The following is a 21,744-nucleotide window of genomic DNA, read 5'->3' on the forward strand; positions in this document are numbered from 1 at the left end:
TTGTTGATCCACGAGGATATCTGTGAACCCGCCCGTACAACAGTCAACAGTCAACAGTCTCTTCTGCCCCCTTGTCCCCCTTGTCCCCCTTGTCCCCCCTGCCCCCCTGCCCAATTCCAAACAGAACTGGATCATTTTGGCAACCGTTACGGAAACTTTCATATAAACTAGAGACAAATCTAGAAAGCAAATAACATCCATAGTGTACGCTTTACGACAAGGACAAGAAAACTATACCGCGCCTAGAAACCAGCATTCCCAGTCTCCCTTGGCTGATCCTGCTGTCATCAGGGCTGCTGGTCAGATTTACTACACTCTCTGTGAAGCACATCCAGAAGTCACTGGTCAAGCTACAGGAGTAGCCATTAATCGCGTTAACCATCGCGGTAAGGTGATTTTTACCAATCAGCCGATTCTCTTACCGCAAGAATGTTTTGTACCGTTGAGTCAAATTGAATCTCATATGTATTAGTCATTAGTCATTAGTCAGTTGTCAGTAGGGGCGGGTTTATTTAAATCCTTGTGTAGGGGCGGGTTTATTTGGATCTTTGTTAATGAATGAGGATATCTGTGAACCCGCCCGTACAGTGGTCAGTTGTCAAGAGCTTGTTATTGCTGAACTCTCGACAAAGCATAAAAGATAAACGACAAATGACAAAGGACTAATGACTAATGACTATATATGGACATTTTGATGATCGTCCCGGCGAGTGTGATTGTCTTCGCCTTAGGTGCATCTATTGGTAGCTTTATCAATGTTGTGGTTTATCGGTTACCAGCTGGATTGTCGGTTTTGTGGCCGCCGTCTCGCTGTCCCCGTTGTCTCAACCAGCTAAAAGCTTACGATAATGTGCCTGTTTTCGGTTGGCTGTGGTTAAAAGGTCGGTGTCGTTATTGTAAAAGCAAGATTTCTGCCCGCTATCCTGTGGTAGAAGCGTTAACGGGCGTAATATTTTTACTAGTTTTTCTCTTATTTAAAGTTTCTATTTTAACCATTGGCTATTGGGCTTTTTGTAGCTGGCTATTGGCCTTATCATTGATTGATTTAGATACAATGACTTTACCCAACCAATTGACGCAGTCGGGTTTGGTATTGGGAATAATATTTCAAGTAGTTAGCGGATTTTTTGTTGAGGGTAGCCCGGTGGGAGCGATCAGACATTTAATGATGGGGATTGTCGGCGCAGTGCTGGGCTTGTGGCTATTTGATGCGATCGCATTTTTGGCTTCAATGGCTCTGCGTAAAACCGCAATGGGCGCAGGAGATGCCAAATTAGCGGCGATGATGGGAGCTTGGCTGGGGTGGAAATATTTGCTGCTAGCTGGTTTTATCGCCTGTGCTGTAGGAGCCTTAGTTGGTATTCTCTCAATTACATTATCAAAGCGCAGATTTGGACAAAAGATGCCTTTTGGCCCTTTTCTCGCTTTTGGGGCGGCGATCGCTTTATTTGGGGGCGAAGCGATTTTATCGGCGTACCTGGGGCTATTTTTTCCAGTAAGTTAAATAGAGGAGGCAAAAACAAATTGGCTCATTGAAAATTTAAAATCCCATTTTTAAACCCCATTGATCCATAATAAGAAATTTCAACCCCCATGACTGTAACTGTCATTACGCCATTAATTCTTCAGATTTTGGTAATATCATCCTGTGACCAGTATTACCCTCTTAACGAGCTAACTGCTCATCACCTAGCAATACGAAGTCTTGATTTGGGAGCAAGTATCCCTTTGAAGGGGTTGGGGAAGAGCATCCGGTTGGGGGGGATTGATATGCAATACCTTTGCCACTACTTTCACCATATTAAACTGACAACAGGCTTGTATTGGCATCAGCATTTTCGTTAAGCTGGCAACCAAAGATGCATTCATCAGGTCTTTCTTGCTAAGAAGCGTAATTTGACGATGTAGTCAATAGTCAAGAGCCAAAACGGGATGAACAAGCGTGTCTTTCCCCTAGCGGAGCCACCAAACAATCCATATCCAGTCCCAAGTCCCAAATCACGAATGGGGAATGAGGACTTTTTACCCTGTAATCCCCCTAGCTTCTTGACCCAGTTTTCGACCTCATTACCCAATTAATAAGATAAAAATGGCAAATAACGAAGAATCACGCGGTTTAAAGTCACTATTGGATTGGTTTGCAAATCGGCGGAAATCAGGTACTACCAGCCTGGAACGTCAAGAGAGGGAAATTGCTGATGGGTTATGGCACAAGTGCGCTAAGTGTGGTGTGTTAACCTATACGAAAGACCTGAAAGCAAATCAGATGGTTTGCGTTGAATGTGGTCATCATAATCGAGTGGATAGCGATGAACGCATTCGCCAATTAATCGACCAAAACACCTGGAAACCGATGGACGAGCATTTGCGTCCTACCGATCCCCTGCAATTTCGCGATCGCAAACCCTACAGCGATCGGTTGCGGGAAATGCAAGACAAAATTGGTTTAATCGATGCAGTGAAAACTGGTCTTGGTCAAATAAATGGTTTACCCGTGGCTTTAGGAGTCATGGACTTCCGCTTCATGGGTGGAAGTATGGGTTCCGTTGTGGGCGAAAAACTCACCCGCATGATTGAGCAAGCCACCCAGCGCCGTTATCCGGTAATTATCGTCTGCACATCTGGGGGAGCCAGAATGCAAGAAGGAATGCTTTCCCTGATGCAAATGGCGAAAATCTCCGCCGCCTTACAACGCCATCGCGATGCCAAACTTTTATATATTCCTATTTTGACCCATCCCACCACCGGGGGTGTAACAGCCAGTTTTGCTATGTTAGGTGATATCATCCTCGCAGAACCAAAGGCTACTATCGGTTTTGCCGGTCGGCGAGTGATTGAGCAAACCATCCGCGAAAAACTACCAGAAGATTTTCAAAGCGCTGAAGATTTGCTCAAGCATGGTTTTGTCGATGACATCGTCCCCCGTACCCAGTTAAAGAATACTCTCACCCAGTTGATTGCTTTGCATCAACCCATACCCACCGCCCCGCACATGGTTTTGTGGGAAAGCATGAGTTTGAGTTCTAGCGCCGCTGAATAGGAAGAGTGGGGGACAAGGGGGACAAGGGGGACAAGGAAGACAAGGGAGATATGGGGAGTGTGGGGAGTTTTCTTACTCATGCCCCATACCCCATGCCCCATGCCCAATGCCCAATGCCCCATGCCCCATGCCCAACTAATGCGGTTCTTTCACAAATATCAGGGGTAAAATCGCGACTAAGCGACACACAGTAGAAAGAGCGAACAAGCCGAGTAAGCCTCCTTGTTCAGCAAATTGGGCGATAAAACCGCCAATTGTTGCACCTAACGCACCACTCACACCAGCAACAGCGGATGCGATCGCAAAATAGATAGACTGATTTTTTACTGGTGCGATCCCTAGTTGCAAATTGTTATTGCATAGATCAATCGCCGCTGAAGTCCCGCCTGTAAAAATGTGTAATAGCGGTAACCACAGCCAAATATTCCAGCTATTACCACTAACACCCATCCACAGCAACGGTGTCAGTGCTACCAAAATTCCGATTGACATCAAAATCCGCCGATTACCGATTTTGTCTGCCAATTTACCCCACAATACAATCAAAAGCATACTAGCTCCCGCCTGAAGGCTACCGTAGAGCGTCACGCAACTTACATCTAGATGGAGCTTATCTAGCATGTAGAAGTTGAAAAAAGGAGCGCTGATGTTAACAGCCAGCATCCAGAAGCCGAAATAAAGCACAAACCTGAAAAAGTTATAGTTATTCCAGATACTAGTAACCTCGTTGCATGGGCTAGGTATTTGATTTACTGCACCAGTTCCCTCGGTTTCAGTCACCGCAGATTCACTGATTTGCTGGTACTTTACAAGACTACTGTTTTGTAATGCTGGATTCATGTCTATCTGGAAGTACTGACAGCCCAAGCTAATTAACCCGAAGGCGATCGCTACAAACAGAATTATTCCGTAACCTTGTAAAGTTCCACCATACCAATGTGATACCGCTAGCCCCGCTAAAGGTACACTCAACAAATTAGTCAAGCTGGCTGCACTATTACGGATACCAAAATACCTACCTCGCAATCTTCGAGGAACGATCGTTGCCAGCCAACTCAGCCATGATGCAGTTCCTAGCCCTCCCAAAAGACCGCTGAACAGAACAACCAACAGGGTTAATACTACTAACTGTTCAGAAGTTACCCCAATCCAGGGTGAGGCGATAATGCTAAAGCCGAGAACCAGCCACAGTAACCGACCAATTCCATGAGTCTTGAGCGAATAGTGGAAACGGCTGCTGCTGCGTTCCGACAAGTAAGCGCCTAACGGCTGAACCAAATTCACCAACATTGGGATAGATGACAGCATCCCAAACACCACAGGACTAGCACCCAACTCCAACAGGAAATTGCTGAGTAAAATTCCACCAGTAGCTACACCGAAAACTGCGGCGAAAACAGCATCCAGAGTTGAAGCCCGCAAACTGGTGCGAATAGCATCCTTATAAACTTGGGGATTGGGCTTTATAGTGGAGGTAGGTATTAATTGTGGCGCAGTAATCTGAGTAATTTCCAGAGTCACAGGCGCTGCTGTTTCAATCGGAACAGAAGTCATAAATTAAATTTATACGGTTGATGTACCGTAGATAAGTCTCGTTGCCGATAATTTCCCGTCATTCTAGCTTGGTTAACAGAGACTAGGGATTGCAACAAAAATTCAGCTTGGGAAATATCAGTTTTTGGCTACCAACGATATAAGTAGAGACAGAGTATCTCTGATTAGTAAGGGACTTACTCGTAAAAAAATATTCCATTGCTATTGTTGACTGTTGACTGTTAACGGTTAACTGTCAACAGTCAACAGTTAACGACTTTAACGGAATAATTTATTTTTTGGAGTTCCCTAAGTGATTAGAAGCAGGTTATGGAAGTTTTTGGGATTGGCAATAGCGATCGCGATCGCCATGATTAGTTGCCACAGTCTATCACTACCAAGGACATCTACAGCGGTTACTGTCAAACTTAGTGGTTGGGGAGGTAATCAAGTTGAGCAGAAACTTCTCAAACAGGTACTCCAAGACTTTGAAGCACAGCACCCCCAAATCAAAGTTAAGTATGAGGTCATTTCCGACCAATACATGGACGTAATCAAAACTCGCTTAGTCGGAGAAGCTGCACCAGATGTATTTTATCTGGATGCGCTGGAGGCTCCTTTCTTGATGAGTCAAAACGTCCTCGAACCGCTAGATGGTTATATTACCCCAGAATTTGATTTACCAGACTTTGAACCTAACCTACTCAATAGCTTCAAATACCAGAACCAAATTTACGGTTTCCCCAAAGATTACTCAACCCTGTCGTTGTTTTACAATAAAAAAGCCTTCGCCACAGCAGGCTTAACTAGTCCGCCCACAACTTGGGAAGAATTACGTAGCTACTCTGGGCAATTAACAGGTAAGCTGAACAAATACGGCTTTGGGGAAATTCCCGAATTAGCCCGTCAAGCTTATAAAATTAAAGCCTTTGGTGGGCAAATTATTAGTCAAAATGATGACGCTACCTTTGCTAGTGAACCAGGTTTACAGGGATTGCAGTTAGTTATAGATCAGTATCAAAAAGACCGTTCCTCTGCCCAAAAATCTGATGTAGGTACAAACTCAGGTAGCGAAATGTTTGGTCAGAGCAAAGTTGCAATGGTCATTGAAGGTAATTGGGCAATTACTTATCTCAAAGACACCTTTCCCAATTTGGATTTTGCTACCGCAGAAATACCAACTATTAATGATAAAAAAAATACGATGGTATTTACCGTTGCCTATGTGATGAATAAACAAGCAAAACACAAAACCGAAGCTTGGGAATTAATTTCCTATCTCACTGGTAAAGAAGGGATGGAAAAGTGGACAGGAACAGGGTTTGCGCTACCAACGAGAAAATCTGTAGCACAAAAATTAGGCTATGACAAAGACCCCTTGCGATCGCCTTTTGTGAGCGGTGTATCCTACGCTACCCCTTGGCAAGCAGGCAAATATCCAGCAGCTATTGTCAATAACTTTGATAACCAATTTATTAGCGCTTTGTTAGGGCAACAACCATTAAAGCAGGCAATGGTGCGAGCGCAAACACAAGCAAACAAGCAAATTAAAGCAATGCACTAATCCGCTCAATTTCTTTAGTCTGCGTTCGTCGAAGACGTTCCCAAAGGGTAGGCAGGCTTCGTAGCGTTAGCCCCAGGCTTCCAGCCTGCGGGCGGTATATCGGGTAAGCGAGAGAATTATTTGTATCAGCATTTATACCGTTTCACTTTAATTATGATACAAATACATTGGTAGGGGCACGGCAATGCCCATTGGTGTCAACTTACGCTAAAAGGCTTGTCCCACAGGCGTTTTACCCCACACGCCAGTCCGCTCAAGTCGGGAAACCCGCCCACGCGGCTGGCTCCCCTTAATCCCCTCCCCGCCTGCGGGGAGGGGACGTTTTGGCTTTAGACAAAACTGGAGTGGGGTAACGGGGATCTCAAAAGGAATCGAAAAAACTTAAAATCAAGCCTGCATTAGGGTTTCACGTTAAGTTGACACCAATGGGCAATGCCGTGCCCCCGACGCGAAATCTATATGTATCAGCGTTTTAGTGAAATGGTATTAGGGGTTAAACCCACCATTCGCCAGCAGCATCCTTTGAGAACTCGGGGATCTAATTTTTCACGAATGATTTAAGACTGCTATAAGTGTTCATACCGTTTCTTTATGAAGCTGCGCCAAATCTCTTGATTTCTTATTTTTTGGCGTACTTGGCGTACTTGGCGGTTCATTATTTATTTCTGGTACTATCAGCGCATCTTCATCCAGAATTGGTATCACCATTTGATATGACAAAACCCCCATCCAGGTTGCAACCAGCCGCAAATTGATTCATAGCAACTTTTAAATCTTCATCTAAACTCAAACAATTTTGATCGATATAAAATTTTAAAGCGAACTGCAAAATGTATCTCAACGGCTGTTCAGCATTAACAGGCATCAACTCGAAATTATTAGTCTTTTCATAAACAAATTTAGGAGTAACCTTACCATTTTCTTCAATCTCACGTATATAAGAAAAAAGAACATTCCCCACTGTCTGAACCGGGGTAATAACTGCGCTTATATTGCTAAAATCAGGATTTTTTAAAATATCAATTAATTCTTTATATTGCGAACAAATACTTTGCTCTATTTGTTGAATATTATTAGCTTTCTTGAGATAATTTTCACATTTTACCGGAGCAAATATCAAAAGCTTGGGTTGCTCAGATAAATCTTCTATATAAGCTTTAAGCAAAATTTCTTTAATTATTTCCGTCTTATTTATTTGGACATGATATTTACCCTTTTTTTCAATTAATGCCGGAGTGTCAATTGCCAGAATAGTTACATTAGCATCCTTAATATAATCTATAACCCGATTAATTTTTTGCTCTCGCTCCTGAATTCCTGTCTCCAGCTTTTGCGGATCTTCACCGATTACCCAACCACCCGGATAGTCTTGAAATTCTAGTAGTAATGAAGATATTTTTTGTAGGTTACTAAAATAAAAATCAAATTTTTTCGCATTAGCTGTTCCCGGAATTCCTCCTTCTGCTATCCAACGGTTGTTTCTCTTAACTAGCTGCTTGAGTTCTTCCTCACAAGTATTAAGAAAATTACTAGTCTCGTAGTCCGAACCTGGTTTTTCAGGATTACCAGCTTCGAGTCGCAATTGATTGACATCCAATCCTGCTTTCATCTGTCTCCACATCACTGTTAACAGACTAGTCTTACCTACACCCGAAGGCCCCAGCATAGTAATTTTGAATGGTTCCAATTTTTTTTGGCTACTTTCCATTGAGTTAGAATAATTTGTAAACAAAAGTAAAGTATTTATCTTGTCATTAATTAGCCCACGTAGGTGGGCTTTGTTGACGTAGCCCCAGGCTTCTAGCCTGAGGGCGATATAGCGCAACTTCACATAGAATTGGTATGACAGGATACAGCTACCACCCTACTATTCTCTGTTAACAAATGTTTAGGGTTTGCATAAACCGTTGTTCCATAATTCTTCTTCTAACTTTTGATTATTCTGCATTATGTTATCTTTTGTTTCCAGCCATAAGGCTTTCAAAGTAGCATCGTCTACAGTACCATCAACTTTTATTTTTTGTGCTTCCTCTTGGCGTTGATTGTATTGCTTTTGAAATTCTTCAACTGCTTTTTTGGTTTTCTCATTAAAATTACCATCTATCTTTACTGTTATCTTCTCAGTTGTCAAAATTCTTTGCATAATCTTGACTTTTTCATTATTCGGTTTTTCTGGCTGCAAGTTACTAACTATTTGTGTCAATATTTCTTTATTGCCACCACAGGGTTGATTTGCAATTGAGTTTAGCTGATTAAATGGACTTAGCTTAATTACAATTAAGATAGCAACAATAACGATGATAACTGTTACGAATGCTGCTATTTTTAGGGGGCTAAGTGGTTTAGTGGGTGCTGAAGGAATAGTTCCTTGCACATGCGTCCAGTTAGTGGGAATGCTAGGATCATTTGATAAACCTCGCCAAACTTTAGCTCTTTCAAGAGTTTCTTTTGACTTACCTTTCGTCACAAGAACTAGCACTTCTTCTCTGTTGGGAAGAGAGGATCTCAAAAGTTCATTAGCCAAATCTTGTTTCCGATTTTCTGAAAGCAGTGCTATCTTTGCTTTAGTTTCCTGAGCAGCAAGAGATTCACTTGCAGATATACTGACTGAAATCAATTCCTTAATAGCTTCCCAATCAACCTTAAATCCTCCTTCTGGACTATTATCAATAACTTCGTTAATTTTATTTTCCAGTTTATTCTCTAACGCCAAGGCTGCGATTTTACGTAAGATAGGCTCATCTTCATTCTTTCCTATCCATGCTACAGAATTCCTAATAATGCGCGTCTTAATATCCTGTCGCTTTGTCTGCAAACCAGCCACAAGTAATAGCAACTTATTATCTGATGAGCGAGATATAACTACAGAAAAAACTTCATCATCAATTAAAGCAGTAGCTTTCTTAATCAAAGGAGAACTATTGGGAAGTTCTTCTTCTGGCTGATTTTCTTTTTTTACTACCCAATAATAGTCTCTCTCTAAACCGCGACTTTGAATGTAGGTTTCCATAGCTGATTTCCTAAATATTCAGCAAGATTTTGTCTTTGATAATCAATCAGATTGAATCAAACTTTGAGAATTACCATAATCAGCTTTGATGCGGATTTCATCAGCAAATATTATTCCTATCAAACTAGTATAAAATTATTGCAAATTATACTGTCTAGCTTTGATAATTATTTTCAAACTTAACTATTGACTGTCCTGATTTGCCCCCATGAATAATTGTATTATTTGACAAAATATATGTGATGTATGGTCATTATCGTTAGGCGGATAGTTGACCTCTTTATTAATATGTTGCCAACTCTCTTGAATTCTGCTATCACTAGATAAACCGCGCCAGATGACATCTGCTTCAAGAGCCTCTTTGCTCTTAATTCCTGTCACAATAACTAGCGCACCTTCCTCATTAGGAAGACGGTATTTCATAAGTTTTTCAGCTAATTCTTGTTTCCGAGCTTTTGAATTTATTGCTATTTGTCCTTGTGCTTCTTCAGCAGAAAGAAACTCACTTTGAATTGTTTCGTCTGCAATCAATTGTTTAATTGCATTCCAATTAACCTCAAATCGACCTGAGTAATTATTAATAGCTTCGTCAATTTTCGGTTCTAATTCATTCTTTAAAGCCAGTGCTGCAAGCTGACGCAGTTGAGGTTCATTTTCATTTTTTCCTATCCATGCTATTGAGTTTCTAATCTTGCGGCTATTAATATCCTGTCGTTGTGTTAGCAACCCAGTTACAAGTAATAGCAATTTATCGTCTAACCTTAGTAAAACCACAGAAAAATCTTGAGCGTCAATTAAATTAATAGCTCTGCTAATAATAAAAATATTATCGCTAATTTCTTCTGAGTTATTTTCTTTACTTGTTACCCAATTGTAATCCTTCTCTAAACCGCGACTTTGAACGTAAATTTTCATAGCTGACTTCCTAAATATTCAGCAATTCTGACTTGATGAGCCTCAAATTTTTATCAAATATTTGAGAAACGCATATCCACCCGCTAATATTATCAGTATTATAGTTAAACGCCACTTTGGACTTGCTAATTTGACAGATTTTCTGTTTCTTTTCTTAAATTTTGGTTTTCTAGAGTAGTTTTCTCTATACCAATCATTTGTCTGTTGATTAAGCGGTTGCAAACGCTGTTCGGGAATACTAGTATCGCTCGATAAACTTCGCCATACTTGAGCTTTTTCTAGAGATTCTTTGCTCTTAATTCCTGTGACAACAACTAGTGCGCCTGTTTTTTCAGAGGGAAGACAGTATTTTAAAAGTTCATCAGCTAATTGTCGTTTTCGCGTTTCTGAAATACGTGCTATCTTTTTTATCTCCGCTTCCGCTGGTAAAGGTTCTTTTCCAGCACCGCTTAGGGGTATCAATTCTTGAATCGTTTGTTCAATTGCTTCCCAATCAACCTCAAACCCACCTGAGTAATTATTAATAGCTGGGTCAATTTTCTGTTCTAATTCATTCTTTAACGCCAGTACTGCAAGCTGACGCAATTTAAATTCCTCTTTATTTTTTCCAATCCATGCTATGGAATTTCTAATATTGCGCCCCTGAATATCCTGTCGTTGAGTTTGCAACGCAGTCACAAGTAATAGCAATTTATCATTCTGTGAACGGAATAAAACTAGGGAAAAATCTTTCTCTTCAACTAAATGAGTAGCTGCGTTGATTAAAGTAATAGCTTGAGTGGGAATGGATTCCGAATTTTCTGCAATTGGCTGATTTTCGCTTTTTGTTACCCAGTAATAATCCCGCTGCAAACCTCGACTTTTAATGTAAATTTCCATCGTTCGGTTCTAGGCTTAATGGTTACAATCGGTATTTACCCCAATAAATGTCCACCCTTAATCACCACAAATCCCCCATCTTTTTTGCAACCTTCACCAAATTTTTGCAGAGCAGTTTTCAGGTCATCATCTAAACCTAACATATCCCTAAACCAGTTGACTAACTCTATTCTCTGAGTTCGTTTTGCATCCAAAGCGTCTTTTAACGCAAACCCCAAAATGTATCGCAATGGCTGTTCTGCATCGTAAGGAGCTAATTCATGCTTGTTGGTTTTTTCATACCAAAATTTAGGTATTGTCTTGCCATTCTCTTCTATTTCTTCTACATAAGAGAAAAGCACATTTCCGACTGTTTGAACTGGTGTAATTACCGCAGATACATTACTAAACTCTTCAGAGTTCAAGCTTTCAATCAGGTCTTTATAACCTGAACGAATACTTTGCTCTATTTGACGATATTCGTTAGCCTTTTGTAAATATTTTTCACATTTTACGGGAGCAAATATTAACAGCCTACGTTTGTTTGAATTGTCTTCAGAATAAGCTCTTAGTAATATTTGTTGTACTATTTCACTCTTATTGGCTGATACATGATATTTACCTTTTTTATGAATCAAGGGAGGAGTGTCAATCACCAGGATAGTCACACTAGAATCTTTGATATAATCTAGAACCTGGGAGGCATTTTTCTCTATCCAACCACCCGGATAGTCTTGAAATTCTAGGACTAATTTTGCTGAGGATGCATTTTTTTTCAGTTTACTAAGATTAAAATAAAACTTTTTAGGTTCACCTGTTCCGCCAATTCCTCCTTGTGCATAGTAACCCTTACTCTTCACCAATTGATCCAAGTCTTCCAGACATTTTTGCAGAAGTTGATCTGTCTCAAAAGCACTTCCTGGTATCTGAGGATGACCAGTGTCAAGTTTCAATTGACTAACATCTACCGCCGAATTCATCTGTTTCCGCATCACTGTCAACAGAGTAGTCTTACCGACACCTGTAGGACCAAGCATAGCGATTTTAAATGGCTTCAATTCTTTTTGACCTAGCATTCAATTACACCTTACTTACTTCTACTAATTCTCTATGAATTGTGGTTGATTTAACCCCCTTTTGTCGCTTATTGTCAAGGGGGTAGAATAAGCATTAGTTTAAAATAACCATAGAGTCTAGTTGATTTGAGACTGCGGCACGTTCTACTAAATTTAGCCAATTTTTGCGGATTTCATTGAGCTTTCTTTCTTGAGCAAATTCACTTGCCCAAATTTGAGCACGTTCATTTTCATAAAAGTCTTGCCATGCATCTTCTGCATCTTTGGAACGCAGTACCTGATCGACAAATTCTTCGACTATACCAAAGGCAGCATCACCAGGTTCAGAGGCAAATTCTTCCAGTTCTTCGATACATTTAGCCTTGACTTTTTCGTACAAAAGATTGAGTTTATCTAGGATTTCGTCAGCCGAGGGATTTGATGTCAAATTTAATGATTTTCTATCAGGTGTAATGTCGTCTAGTTGTTCGCGAATCCGATGTTGAAATAAATTTCTGTATGAAAGATGAAAGTCTGATAACAACTGAAACCCTTCTTGAAGTTTTTTAAGTGAATCAGGGTATTCAGACAAATATTCCGCCATGAATTTCAGGAATTCTGCTCCCTGTGCATCTGTCAAACTTCCCAATTTTCCTGCGTCTATCAAGACATCAGTTACTTGAGATTTTACCCCATTTATTAATTCTTCCAGACCATTATCTATCTTTAAAAATTGCCGTGACAGGTGGGTGCGGCATTTATTCAAAAAGAAGTTGTAAGCATTTTCGTAAGAGCCTTCCTTTATATTTCGTACCTCGTCTATTTCTTCAAGAGATGGTATGACCTCTTGCTTGCTCTCTTGGCAGTATTTCTTGACATCCTGTATCTTATCTGAGAAGGCTTTTTTGATTCTTTCTTTTTCACCACTTTCACGCAAATCCCGAAGCAATTGTTCCAGCCCGTTGGCGAGCTTTTGCCAAATCGGTTTAAATAACCTGCGAAATTCACCTGGAGCAATAGCATCAGCCATTACAGCTGGATTACCTAAAGCACTGAGAGCATTGTTTAGCTGAGTGTTGACTTCTTTGTGGATAAGCAGCAATTCGCGATCGCAAAATGAGGAATATTCATTGTCTAAAAGCTCGATATTCTTCACCAAGTAATCTAGAACCCGGTCAAGAATCTTTGTGTTTGCTTCTTCGGGATTGGCACAGTTAGCAACAATGACAGGCTCAACAACTTTGATCGGTGTATGATCCAGTCTTTTGACTAAGAAGTCGCATTGTGCCAAGTTGTCACCTTTACCTGAACTAGCCTCTGTGCGATTGAGAATCATGAAAGACCACTTATTAATCGGTAAGCGGTCAAGCAAAGCCTGTTTAGCAGTGCCGTATAATTCGATATCGTATTTCAACCAGTCGTCTCCAGAGGACTTCGGTAGACGGACAAACATCACCGCATCTACTTCCTCACCCAAAATCCTGATTAACTCTTCTTCCGCACCTACGCCTGTATCACCTAATCCTGGCATATCGACTAAGGCAATATCTGCAACATCAGTGTTGGGATATTCACAAAAAAGATTTACCCTTTGGATTGCCAAGTAGTTGAAATAGTTGCGATTACCCTGGATATCATCTTGAGCAACGTATTGCCTAATTTCCTTTTGTTCAATTTGCCGGGGTGATTCTGTCTTTAATAAATCTCTATATTCATGGAGATGCTCGTGATACTTTTGCAGATATCGATATTTTGCATCGGAAATTGGGTTGCTGGCGTGTTCATCAGATAGGCGAGGAAGAGGTTGCGCGAATTCTTCAATTGTATCCGGCGCTTCTCCCAAACTAAGTTTTTCAAAATAAGGTTTGATCACCTGTTTCAGGAATGATTCTTCTGTATGAAACCAGACCATCCCGTAAGTAGCAACTTGCGGCCGATGGTAAATAATGCTGCGAGCGCCAGTACAGTGTCCTTTGTCTCCATCGGGAATCTCATTAGGAGAAAGTCCGGTTAAGCTTTGAAGCAAACGACTCTTGCCTTGCCTAGCTATCCCAACTACCCCTAGGTTAAGAGTTGGGCGTTCAAAACGCAGCCTGAGCTTTTCCAGTGCCTCCTGCTCATTGCTAATTTTTAATAAAATATTCGAGAAATCTATACTCTGTAATGATTGATTCCATTTAGAAGAATAGTTACTTTGCTGGAGTAATTCTTGGCGTTTCCGTTCCAGTGTATTAATGGCTAAGTTTAGCTTCCTTAAATTCTCTTTGACTTTTTTAATTTTCTCTGCCAAAGGCTTGCGCTTTTCAATAATGTTGCTAATTATGTCTTTTCTGTTCATGGCTATTATTGAAGTATGAATAAAACTTGCATGATGCAGATTTGATAAAATCTAGCAGAACTTTGAGAGTTGAAATGCAGCTACTTACTTGCTTAAAAAAATTCAAAAATAGATTTATATCTATATATATGTAATTTCTCAAGACTCACATGTTGTTGAAAGTTTGCGCAAGTTGCTCAATACTAAGTATGCGAAAAACTACGTGATCTACACGTAGTCACAAATAATATTTTTACACAAAAGATGATTAAAGTTGGACAAAATTGTAAAAATATATCTTTTGATAGATGCTATAGAATTTATTTATGTATAAGTAAACTATTTAACTACAAGACAAGCAAAACAATTTCCGCACTTCTGTAATAAATTTATTGACAGCATTTTGATCCCATGTTGATGGTATATTTATTAGCTACTCGGCGTGACGCAGCCGCGCTGTTGCTTGTGTTAGTTGCGTAAGTCCTGTAGATAATACTTTGAAAACATGCTCCCAAGAGCGATCGCCTACCTCATCTTGGAATTGCCAAGCTTATTCAAATACTACATCTTCGTAAAGGTCGGCTATTGTGCAATCAAATTTAACACTTTGGAGTTGAAATGATTTATCTTCGGCTGTGTAAGATTGTAAAACCCATAACCCTTGATCGTTACGGCGGAAACATTCAACTCGCTGACGTTTAGTATTAATTAAAACGTACTCTTGTAAAGTTTCTAAACTTTGGTAATCAGCAAATTTATCACCTCTGTCAAAGGCTTCCGTAGAGTTAGATAAAACTTCGACAATTAAACAAGGAAATCTTTTATAAGCAGGAGTTGCTTGATCTCTTTGGTCGCAAGTTACCATGACATCGGGGTAGTAATATCGATTTAACGATTCGATACGTGCTTTCATGTCAGCGATGTAAACACGACAACCTGAACCGCGTACATGATTACGGAGAAAGCTAGCAAGGTTGAGAGCAATGGTAACATGGGTGTCAAGTGCCCCAGCCATTGCGTAAATGTAGCCATCGATGTATTCATGTTTGATGTCGCTGCGTTCCTCCATTTGCAGGTATTCTTCAGGGGTGAGGTAGATTTGAGGTGAAGCAACCATATTTAAACCTCGAGGTGAAGCAATGGGGATTTTTTGATGTAATTTCTATAATAACTTTTGTGAGCGATCGCCTATCTCATCTTGGAATTGCCAAGCTTATTCTAAAACTACATCTTCGTAAAGGTCGGCTATTGTGCAATCAAATTTAACACTTTGGAGTTGAAATGATTTATCTTCGGCTGTGTAAGATTGTAAAACCCATAACCCTTGATCGTTACGGCGAAAACACTCAACTCGCTGACGTTTAGTATTAATTAAAACGTACTCTTGTAAAGTTTCTAAACTTTGGTAATCAGCAAATTTATCACCTCTGTCAAAGGCTTCTGTAGAGTTAGATAAAACTTCGACAATTAAACAAGGAAATCTTTTATAAGCAGGAGTTGCTTGATCTCTTTGGTCGCAAGTTACCATGACATCGGGGTAGTAATATCGATTTAAAGATTTGATACTTGCTTTCATGTCAGCGATGTAAACACGACAACCTGAACCGCGTACATGATTACGGAGGAGCGCAAACAGGTTTCCGGCAATGGTAACATGGGTGTCAAGCGCCCCAGCCATTGCGTAAATGTAGCCATCGATGTATTCATGTTTGATGTCGCTGCGTTCCTCCATTTGCAGGTATTCTTCAGGGGTGAGGTAGATTTGAGGTGAAGCAACCATATTTAAACCTCGAGGTGAAGCAATGGGGATTTTTTGATGTAATTTCTATAATAACTTTTGTGAGCGATCGCCTACCTTCCCTACAAGATCCCCGACTTCTTTGAGAAGTCGGGGATCTGAACACCGCGAATTCTCACAAATTACAAAATTCAAAAGTGCGATCGCCAGATTTATTCTCCTATTAACTCAATCCCCATTCAAATTTTAAGGTTTCCAGTTTATGATTTTTCACACTTAATCTGTGACACTCATCCAAAAACTCTTTTACCTGTTCTTCGTTGAGAGTTAAACCACCCTCTTGCAGGTTATTAATATAACTGATGATATCAGCAGTTGTCAGAGATGCACTGATTTCTTCTAGCAAGATAGCATTTCTGACTTCTCTGCATACCAATTCAATATCAGATGAAGTAAACCTGACGCTTTTTTCGGCTAAAATCTCAAAATTAATTATCTGCTCAAAATCAATTTTTGCTAAGTAATGTTGAAATATCTCTATTCTTTCCCATTTATCTGGGGGAAAAATAGGAATTTTCCAATCCAATCTACCAGAACGTTTTAAGGCGCTATCAATTCCACTTAAATAATTGGTAGCAGCAATCACAATTACATTGCTGTTTCTGAGATTATTCAGTTCAATTAACAATTGGTTAATAGTAGCTTTTTGGTCTGTATGGGCGTTATCTTCATTCCTGTTAAATCCAATACTGTCTAACTCATCAATAAATAACACAGAGGGAGATTTCTTTTTAGCTTGAGCAAAAATATCCCGAATATTTTTTTGACTTTGACCTATCCATACACTGACAATATCAGCTGGAGAAAATTTAAAGAAATATCTCCCCGATTGATTAGCGAAGGCATTTGCTAAGAGAGTTTTACCACATCCAGGTAATCCATAGAAAAGAATCCCGCTAATAGCATCTTGATAACCTTTAGATTGTAGCCTGAGAAGTTTACTTAATTTTTCTTTTTCTTCCTTCAAGCCTTTAACTTGGCTAAAATCCAGCTTGATTTCTTTGACGCGGTTGCTTAGAGAATATGTTTGGACTAAACTTTGTTTCTTAAGTCCATACTCAAAGGATGGATAATTAATAAAGTCAAATGATACTGGAACTAGTTGATGATTTTCATAATCTGGAGCCATGACTACAATTTGAAAACTGTCACTATAATACCTAGCTAGTTTATATTCTAAAACTTCTTTAGCCTTTTTAATTTGGTAATAGTTACGGGCAATTTCAAAACCAGGAAGTACTAACCAAACAGTCTCTAATTTATTCGGCCATACTTTTGATTTTCGCAAAATTCTCTTCAGGGAATCCAAAAAGAGATTGTTATCCTGGAATTCTTGATACTTGAGAGTTTCTATTTCAACAATTACCTTATTTTCAACATATACCTCTATAGTTTCGCTTTGATATTCTTCCTCATAGTCTGATGAATCTTCATCAGTTGTTTCCTGGTCTCTGGAAGTCAATTCAACTTCACAGCGAATCTTAGATAACTCATAGCCTAAAGTTTCTAAAGTTTTAATGGCAAAATATTTTAGATAGATATATTCTGTACTTTCTTGTTGCCACTTCAAAGTATAAAAATGTTCTGCTCTCATCTTCAGTAATAACTGCGATTCCGCAAATATTTGCGCCTTTTGTAATTCTAAAAAATAATTTAGTAAAGATGGTTCATCTTCCTCCATTTCATAATATGGAAGTTCCAAAAGTAGTCGAAAATGAGCATAAATTTCTTCTTTATGCTTAATCGCAGCTTCATTTGGGTATTTACATCTCAGAGTGAATGTAAAAGGAATTTTACTAGCCACTCTGTCTACCAAGTATCCTAAAGCATCTTCTTGCTGCTGTGCTTGGATATCTGATGCTGATGGACAATGAAATAAAATAAAAAATTGTTCGGAATTATACTTATTTGCGTATAAAGATATCTGTTCAAATTGCTCATCAAATTTTTCACAATCTAATAAATCTAAAGCAGTATTGCCAAGGATGACGCTGGTCATCGTTGAAAGATAAAAGTGATAAATATTCGCATCAGACAACGAATATTCTTTTTCATCCTCGTCATCTACAGCAATATTTGTCGTAAATTTCTGATTAGAAGATTTAGGGATGCTATTGTTACCTTTATATTGATATTTTCTAATTAATTCATAATTTAAAATTTTAATAACGATATCAGAAAAGAAATCTTCTATCTGTGGTATTAGAAAAATTCCTACTGGTTGATTTGAATCTAAGCAAGCCTGAAAGCGTTCATATTCTTGTTCAGAAACAAAATCAAATAAATAATAGAAAAAGTCATGTTTGACTGGAAGTGTCTCACTTAATTTAGCTAAAATCGTTTCCGAATTAGCAACTTGATTTTCGGGTGTTACACCTTTAATAGAAATAGCTAGTTTGGTATCTAAGGGAATGTACAAATCAAATATTGGCTCGGTGCAAAGTCCCAATTCATCTAGAGCAGTATTAAAATTATCTATAAAAGCTTGACTGCGACGCTGATAGCCAAACTGCTCCATAATTGTTTTGACTCGCAGGCTTTTTTTAGTTCTACCAGTTCGCTGAAGTTCATTTTTGATGGCGCGTAAGTAGGCTGTATATGACATTTTGTATTTTTTACTCGGTCTAACTAAGTGAGTATCCCCAAAGGGCGCAATAATATAATTCCCTAAGCTACATGTATATTTAACTTAAACAGGCGATCGCTTTTTCTTTTTATAGCGGTTCTCAGCCTTTGTGATTTACAACAACCCCACCCCCCAACCCCCTCCCCGCAAGCGAGGAGGGGGCTACGAAGTACATCATTATGATGAGGAAAAGCTATATTGCTATTCTTATTCCTACCGCTTTGTACAAATCCCTAGTCCTTAATCCCTAGCCCCTAGCCCCTAATCCCTAGCCCCTAATAGTTGTTTTGGAAATTAACAGGCGACACAGACAACCGAGATGGAATCTCACAGAAAACATGGCTGGATATCTATTTATGATGCCTGCTATTTTGGTTTTGGGGATTTTTGTTGTACTCCCGATTCTCTCTGCTGTCTTCCTGTCCCTACAAAAAGTTCAGCTTCTAGGTGGTATTGAGTATCAGTTCATTGGCTTTCGCAATTTTACACGCTTGGCTGAGGATGAACGAGTTTGGATTGCTTTGAAAAATACAGCAGAATACGTTGCGATTGTTGTACCAAGCCAAACTATTCTCGCCTTAATTCTAGCTGTAACTCTGAATTCTGGGATTCGCGGGCAAAATTGGTGGCGTATCCTGTACTTTTTGCCCACAGTCACTTCTTCAGCCGTGCTGACGCTGATTTTTATGTGGATTTATAACACCGATGGGCTACTCAATGATTTTCTCGCTGTTATGGGGCTACCTAGATATAACTGGTTAGGCGATCCAGCCGTTGCCCTCAAAGGTATTATGATCATGAATATTTGGTCAACAGCGCCGTTTTACATGGTGATTTACCTAGCGGCGTTGCAGGATATCCCCCAGTCACTTTACGAAGCGGCTGAACTGGATGGGGCGAATGGCTGGCAAAAGTTTATCCATGTTACTATTCCCATACTTCAGCCTGTAACCTTTTTTGTGGTAACGATGGGGGTGATTGGTACTTTTCAATTATTTGATCAGTCTTATATCTTTTCTGGCGGTACTGGCGGCCCGAATAATGCCACATTAACGGTGGTACTACTAATTTACCAAGCTGTATTTCGGAATTTACAGATGGGTTATGCAGCTGCGATCGCTTTTTTATTAGCTGCAATCATTATTGCGATCGCTTTAATTCAGCGGCGAATTTTTGGAGGTGAAAGGCTGTGACTCAAATCTCTCGCTTTTCCTGGCTGAGAGTACTGCTGTATGCCTTACTCACAGTCTATGCCATCATCACTGTCATTCCCTTTTTATGGGCACTCTCGGCATCATTTAAGCCTCTATCAGAAATTGTCAGTGGTCAACCTAATTTCATACCACATAATTTCACTTTTGACAACTATAAGCAAATATTCTTACAAGAGCCGCTATTTTGGCGTTGGCTATTTAACAGCGTGCTAATTGCCTTTTGTGTAACTATTTTAAATTTACTGCTCAACTCAATGGCAGGCTACGCCTTAGCCAGACTACGCTTTGCGGGAAAACGCTTTTGGTTCTTGCTGATTTTAGCAGTTTTAGCTGTTCCCGCCCAGATTACCCTGATTCCTACCTTTTTGATTTTAAAAGCGATCGGCTGGCTCAATACTTACCAAGGCATGATCGTGCCGAGTATGGTCAATGCCACCTTCATTTTCATGATGCGGCAGTTTTTCGTCAATTTTCCCAAAGAATTAGAAGAAGCCGCCCAACTTGATGGTTTAAATACCTTAGGGATTTTTCGGCATATTGTCTTACCATTAGCCAAACCAGCCTTAGCAGCACAAGCTGTTTTTGTCTTCATGGGTAGCTGGAATAATTTTTTGCTACCTGTAGTAATTTTATTTGACCCCGAAATGTTTACCCTCCCCTTAGGACTAAACACCTTCAAAGGTCAATACATCAGCTATTGGAACTACATCATGGCAGCTTCAATGGTATTCACCCTACCAGCTTTAGCAATATACGCCTTTTTCAACCGCTACTTTATTCAAAGTGTCACATTTACTGGCGGGAAAGGGTAACCGTCAACCGTCAACCGTCAACCGTCAACCGTCAACCGTGTTTACCAACCTCTACGATCCCCACTGGAACTAGAACAGTATTTTGGGCGACAAATTGCACTCTTAACGTGATATTGGTATTACAGCGACTTAATCTCTATATATCAGTTAACAAAACATTATGGGTTTTGCAGACCTATTGATCGCAGAGATAGCAGCAGACTACAGTATTCCTGTAGACAAAGGGTTTTCTCTGTACAACCACCTTTTAATTGCCGATAAACACCAAAAGACCCGTTTGGCGTTGGCGGTTGCAAAGGCAATTATTCCGCAATTATTGTCTGAGAAATACCCAAAAGGTACTAGTACCTTTTAGGTGCTACCGAAGCTACCTGAAGGGCTATCTGGGGCTTTGGCTCATGACAAAAAACAATTAGCAATATAGAGATTGAGTAACGCTAACTAGCTGTGTTGAGTGTCAAAATCTTTAAGGGGAAACATGTTTAGAAGATTAATTGGCGTTGTTGTGGCTACTGTTTTACTAACGTTTCAGTTGATTGTCGGTAGCGCGACAGCCGTAGAATTGGATGCAGCCACCCGAACAGTACCATTAAATACTGATGGTGATACAGTTGTACTCAGCTTGAAACAAGTTAAAGAAGGTAAACGCTTGTTTCAATACGCTTGCGCTCAATGTCATGTTGGGGGTGTTACCAAAACTAACCAAAACGTAGGACTGGAACCAGAAGCACTAGCACTGGCTACACCAAACCGTAACAATATTGAGGGTTTGGTTGACTACATGAAGAATCCTACTACTTATGACGGTGAAGAGGATATCTCAGAATTACACCCCAGCACCAAGAGCGCAGATATTTTCACAGAAATGAGAAATTTGACCGAAGACGACTTAAAAGCGATCGCTGGTCATATTCTCTTACAACCCAAAGTAGTTGGCGACAAGTGGGGAGGTGGCAAAATTTATTACTAAAGCCAGTAATTAGTACTGAGGACTGAGGTCTG

General features: G+C 39.9%; 18 protein-coding genes. 8 read left to right on the forward strand and 10 right to left on the reverse strand.

Translation table 11 applies throughout. The annotated features are described in order from the left end of the window. Nucleotides 1–202: 202 nt before the first annotated feature. The 3 genes from AACU32_RS34465 to accD all read left to right on the forward strand — a co-directional run bounded on the left by AACU32_RS34465 (nt 203) and on the right by accD (nt 3,040). The gene (locus tag AACU32_RS34465; protein ID WP_096606645.1) at nt 203–472 is read left to right on the forward strand and encodes a hypothetical protein; all 270 of its coding nucleotides are present in this window, start codon (nt 203–205) and stop codon (nt 470–472) included. Nucleotides 473–682: 210 nt separating this feature from the next. Beyond that, entirely contained in the window at nt 683–1,504 is an 822-nt protein-coding gene (locus AACU32_RS34470; protein WP_096606647.1) for a prepilin peptidase, read from the forward strand. A gap of 585 nt (nt 1,505–2,089) precedes the next feature. After that, on the forward strand, nt 2,090–3,040 hold the full coding sequence (gene accD / locus AACU32_RS34475; protein ID WP_096606649.1) for an acetyl-CoA carboxylase, carboxyltransferase subunit beta: 951 nt from the start codon (nt 2,090–2,092) through the stop codon (nt 3,038–3,040). A 135-nt stretch (nt 3,041–3,175) separates the two neighbouring features. Here accD and AACU32_RS34480 read toward each other — a convergent pair whose 3' ends face one another. Beyond that, the gene (locus tag AACU32_RS34480) at nt 3,176–4,594 is read right to left on the reverse strand and encodes an MFS transporter (protein WP_096606653.1); all 1,419 of its coding nucleotides are present in this window, start codon (nt 4,592–4,594) and stop codon (nt 3,176–3,178) included. A 349-nt stretch (nt 4,595–4,943) separates the two neighbouring features. Here AACU32_RS34480 and AACU32_RS34485 point away from each other — a divergent pair, with 349 nt between their 5' ends. Next, the gene (locus AACU32_RS34485; RefSeq protein WP_096608312.1) at nt 4,944–6,137 is read left to right on the forward strand and encodes an extracellular solute-binding protein; all 1,194 of its coding nucleotides are present in this window, start codon (nt 4,944–4,946) and stop codon (nt 6,135–6,137) included. Nucleotides 6,138–6,822: 685 nt separating this feature from the next. Here AACU32_RS34485 and AACU32_RS34490 read toward each other — a convergent pair. From AACU32_RS34490 to AACU32_RS34530, 9 genes are all read right to left on the reverse strand, one after another. Further along, a complete protein-coding gene (locus AACU32_RS34490) occupies nt 6,823–7,734 on the reverse strand; it encodes a hypothetical protein (RefSeq protein ID WP_339378528.1) in 912 nt (303 codons plus the stop codon). A 291-nt stretch (nt 7,735–8,025) separates the two neighbouring features. Then, the gene (locus AACU32_RS34495) at nt 8,026–9,147 is read right to left on the reverse strand and encodes a peptidoglycan-binding domain-containing protein (protein WP_096606655.1); all 1,122 of its coding nucleotides are present in this window, start codon (nt 9,145–9,147) and stop codon (nt 8,026–8,028) included. Nucleotides 9,148–9,330: 183 nt separating this feature from the next. Next, nucleotides 9,331–10,062 (reverse strand): hypothetical protein, encoded by a 732-nt coding sequence (locus AACU32_RS34500; protein ID WP_096606657.1) that lies wholly within the window; start codon nt 10,060–10,062, stop codon nt 9,331–9,333. A gap of 42 nt (nt 10,063–10,104) precedes the next feature. Next, on the reverse strand, nt 10,105–10,941 hold the full coding sequence (locus AACU32_RS34505; RefSeq protein ID WP_096606659.1) for a hypothetical protein: 837 nt from the start codon (nt 10,939–10,941) through the stop codon (nt 10,105–10,107). Between the two features lie 35 nt (nt 10,942–10,976). Continuing rightward, nucleotides 10,977–11,957, reverse strand: coding sequence for a hypothetical protein (locus AACU32_RS34510; protein WP_339378529.1), 981 nt, complete (start codon nt 11,955–11,957; stop codon nt 10,977–10,979). A gap of 133 nt (nt 11,958–12,090) precedes the next feature. Further along, nucleotides 12,091–14,313, reverse strand: a complete 2,223-nt coding sequence (locus AACU32_RS34515) for a hypothetical protein (protein ID WP_096606663.1) — start codon at nt 14,311–14,313, stop codon at nt 12,091–12,093. A gap of 529 nt (nt 14,314–14,842) precedes the next feature. After that, nucleotides 14,843–15,409: a Uma2 family endonuclease gene (locus AACU32_RS34520; RefSeq protein ID WP_096606665.1), complete on the reverse strand. Its 567-nt coding sequence runs from the start codon at nt 15,407–15,409 to the stop codon at nt 14,843–14,845. A 96-nt stretch (nt 15,410–15,505) separates the two neighbouring features. Beyond that, nucleotides 15,506–16,072, reverse strand: a complete 567-nt coding sequence (locus tag AACU32_RS34525) for a Uma2 family endonuclease (RefSeq protein WP_096606667.1) — start codon at nt 16,070–16,072, stop codon at nt 15,506–15,508. A gap of 181 nt (nt 16,073–16,253) precedes the next feature. Continuing rightward, entirely contained in the window at nt 16,254–18,695 is a 2,442-nt protein-coding gene (locus tag AACU32_RS34530; RefSeq protein WP_096606669.1) for an ATP-binding protein, read from the reverse strand. A gap of 359 nt (nt 18,696–19,054) precedes the next feature. On the opposite strand from AACU32_RS34530, the gene AACU32_RS34535 reads away from it, so the two are divergent. The 4 genes from AACU32_RS34535 to psbV all read left to right on the forward strand — a co-directional run bounded on the left by AACU32_RS34535 (nt 19,055) and on the right by psbV (nt 21,712). Continuing rightward, on the forward strand, nt 19,055–19,909 hold the full coding sequence (locus AACU32_RS34535) for a carbohydrate ABC transporter permease (RefSeq protein WP_339378530.1): 855 nt from the start codon (nt 19,055–19,057) through the stop codon (nt 19,907–19,909). Further along, nucleotides 19,906–20,742 (forward strand): carbohydrate ABC transporter permease, encoded by an 837-nt coding sequence (locus AACU32_RS34540; protein WP_096606673.1) that lies wholly within the window; start codon nt 19,906–19,908, stop codon nt 20,740–20,742. Before AACU32_RS34535 ends, AACU32_RS34540 begins: the two co-directional genes overlap by 4 nt. A 160-nt stretch (nt 20,743–20,902) precedes the next feature. Continuing rightward, nucleotides 20,903–21,097, forward strand: coding sequence for a hypothetical protein (locus AACU32_RS34545; protein ID WP_096606675.1), 195 nt, complete (start codon nt 20,903–20,905; stop codon nt 21,095–21,097). Nucleotides 21,098–21,220: 123 nt separating this feature from the next. Continuing rightward, nucleotides 21,221–21,712, forward strand: coding sequence for a photosystem II cytochrome c-550 (gene psbV, locus AACU32_RS34550; protein WP_096606677.1), 492 nt, complete (start codon nt 21,221–21,223; stop codon nt 21,710–21,712). Nucleotides 21,713–21,744 lie beyond the last annotated feature (32 nt).

The organism is Calothrix sp. NIES-2100, assembly GCF_963875285.1.
Lineage (GTDB): Bacteria > Cyanobacteriota > Cyanobacteriia > Cyanobacteriales > Nostocaceae > Aulosira.

Coding starts and splice junctions, on each gene's coding strand:
- AACU32_RS34470 (WP_096606647.1), top strand. CDS start 683: ATGGACATTTTGATGATCGTCCCGGCGAGTGTGATTGTCTTCGCCTTA.
- accD (WP_096606649.1), top strand. CDS start 2,090: ATGGCAAATAACGAAGAATCACGCGGTTTAAAGTCACTATTGGATTGG.
- AACU32_RS34480 (WP_096606653.1), bottom strand. CDS start 4,594: ATGACTTCTGTTCCGATTGAAACAGCAGCGCCTGTGACTCTGGAAATT.
- AACU32_RS34485 (WP_096608312.1), top strand. CDS start 4,944: ATGATTAGTTGCCACAGTCTATCACTACCAAGGACATCTACAGCGGTT.
- AACU32_RS34495 (WP_096606655.1), bottom strand. CDS start 9,147: ATGGAAACCTACATTCAAAGTCGCGGTTTAGAGAGAGACTATTATTGG.
- AACU32_RS34500 (WP_096606657.1), bottom strand. CDS start 10,062: ATGAAAATTTACGTTCAAAGTCGCGGTTTAGAGAAGGATTACAATTGG.
- AACU32_RS34505 (WP_096606659.1), bottom strand. CDS start 10,941: ATGGAAATTTACATTAAAAGTCGAGGTTTGCAGCGGGATTATTACTGG.
- AACU32_RS34510 (WP_339378529.1), bottom strand. CDS start 11,957: ATGCTTGGTCCTACAGGTGTCGGTAAGACTACTCTGTTGACAGTGATG.
- AACU32_RS34515 (WP_096606663.1), bottom strand. CDS start 14,313: ATGAACAGAAAAGACATAATTAGCAACATTATTGAAAAGCGCAAGCCT.
- AACU32_RS34520 (WP_096606665.1), bottom strand. CDS start 15,409: ATGGTTGCTTCACCTCAAATCTACCTCACCCCTGAAGAATACCTGCAA.
- AACU32_RS34525 (WP_096606667.1), bottom strand. CDS start 16,072: ATGGTTGCTTCACCTCAAATCTACCTCACCCCTGAAGAATACCTGCAA.
- AACU32_RS34530 (WP_096606669.1), bottom strand. CDS start 18,695: ATGTCATATACAGCCTACTTACGCGCCATCAAAAATGAACTTCAGCGA.
- AACU32_RS34535 (WP_339378530.1), top strand. CDS start 19,055: ATGGCTGGATATCTATTTATGATGCCTGCTATTTTGGTTTTGGGGATT.
- AACU32_RS34545 (WP_096606675.1), top strand. CDS start 20,903: ATGGGTTTTGCAGACCTATTGATCGCAGAGATAGCAGCAGACTACAGT.
- psbV (WP_096606677.1), top strand. CDS start 21,221: ATGTTTAGAAGATTAATTGGCGTTGTTGTGGCTACTGTTTTACTAACG.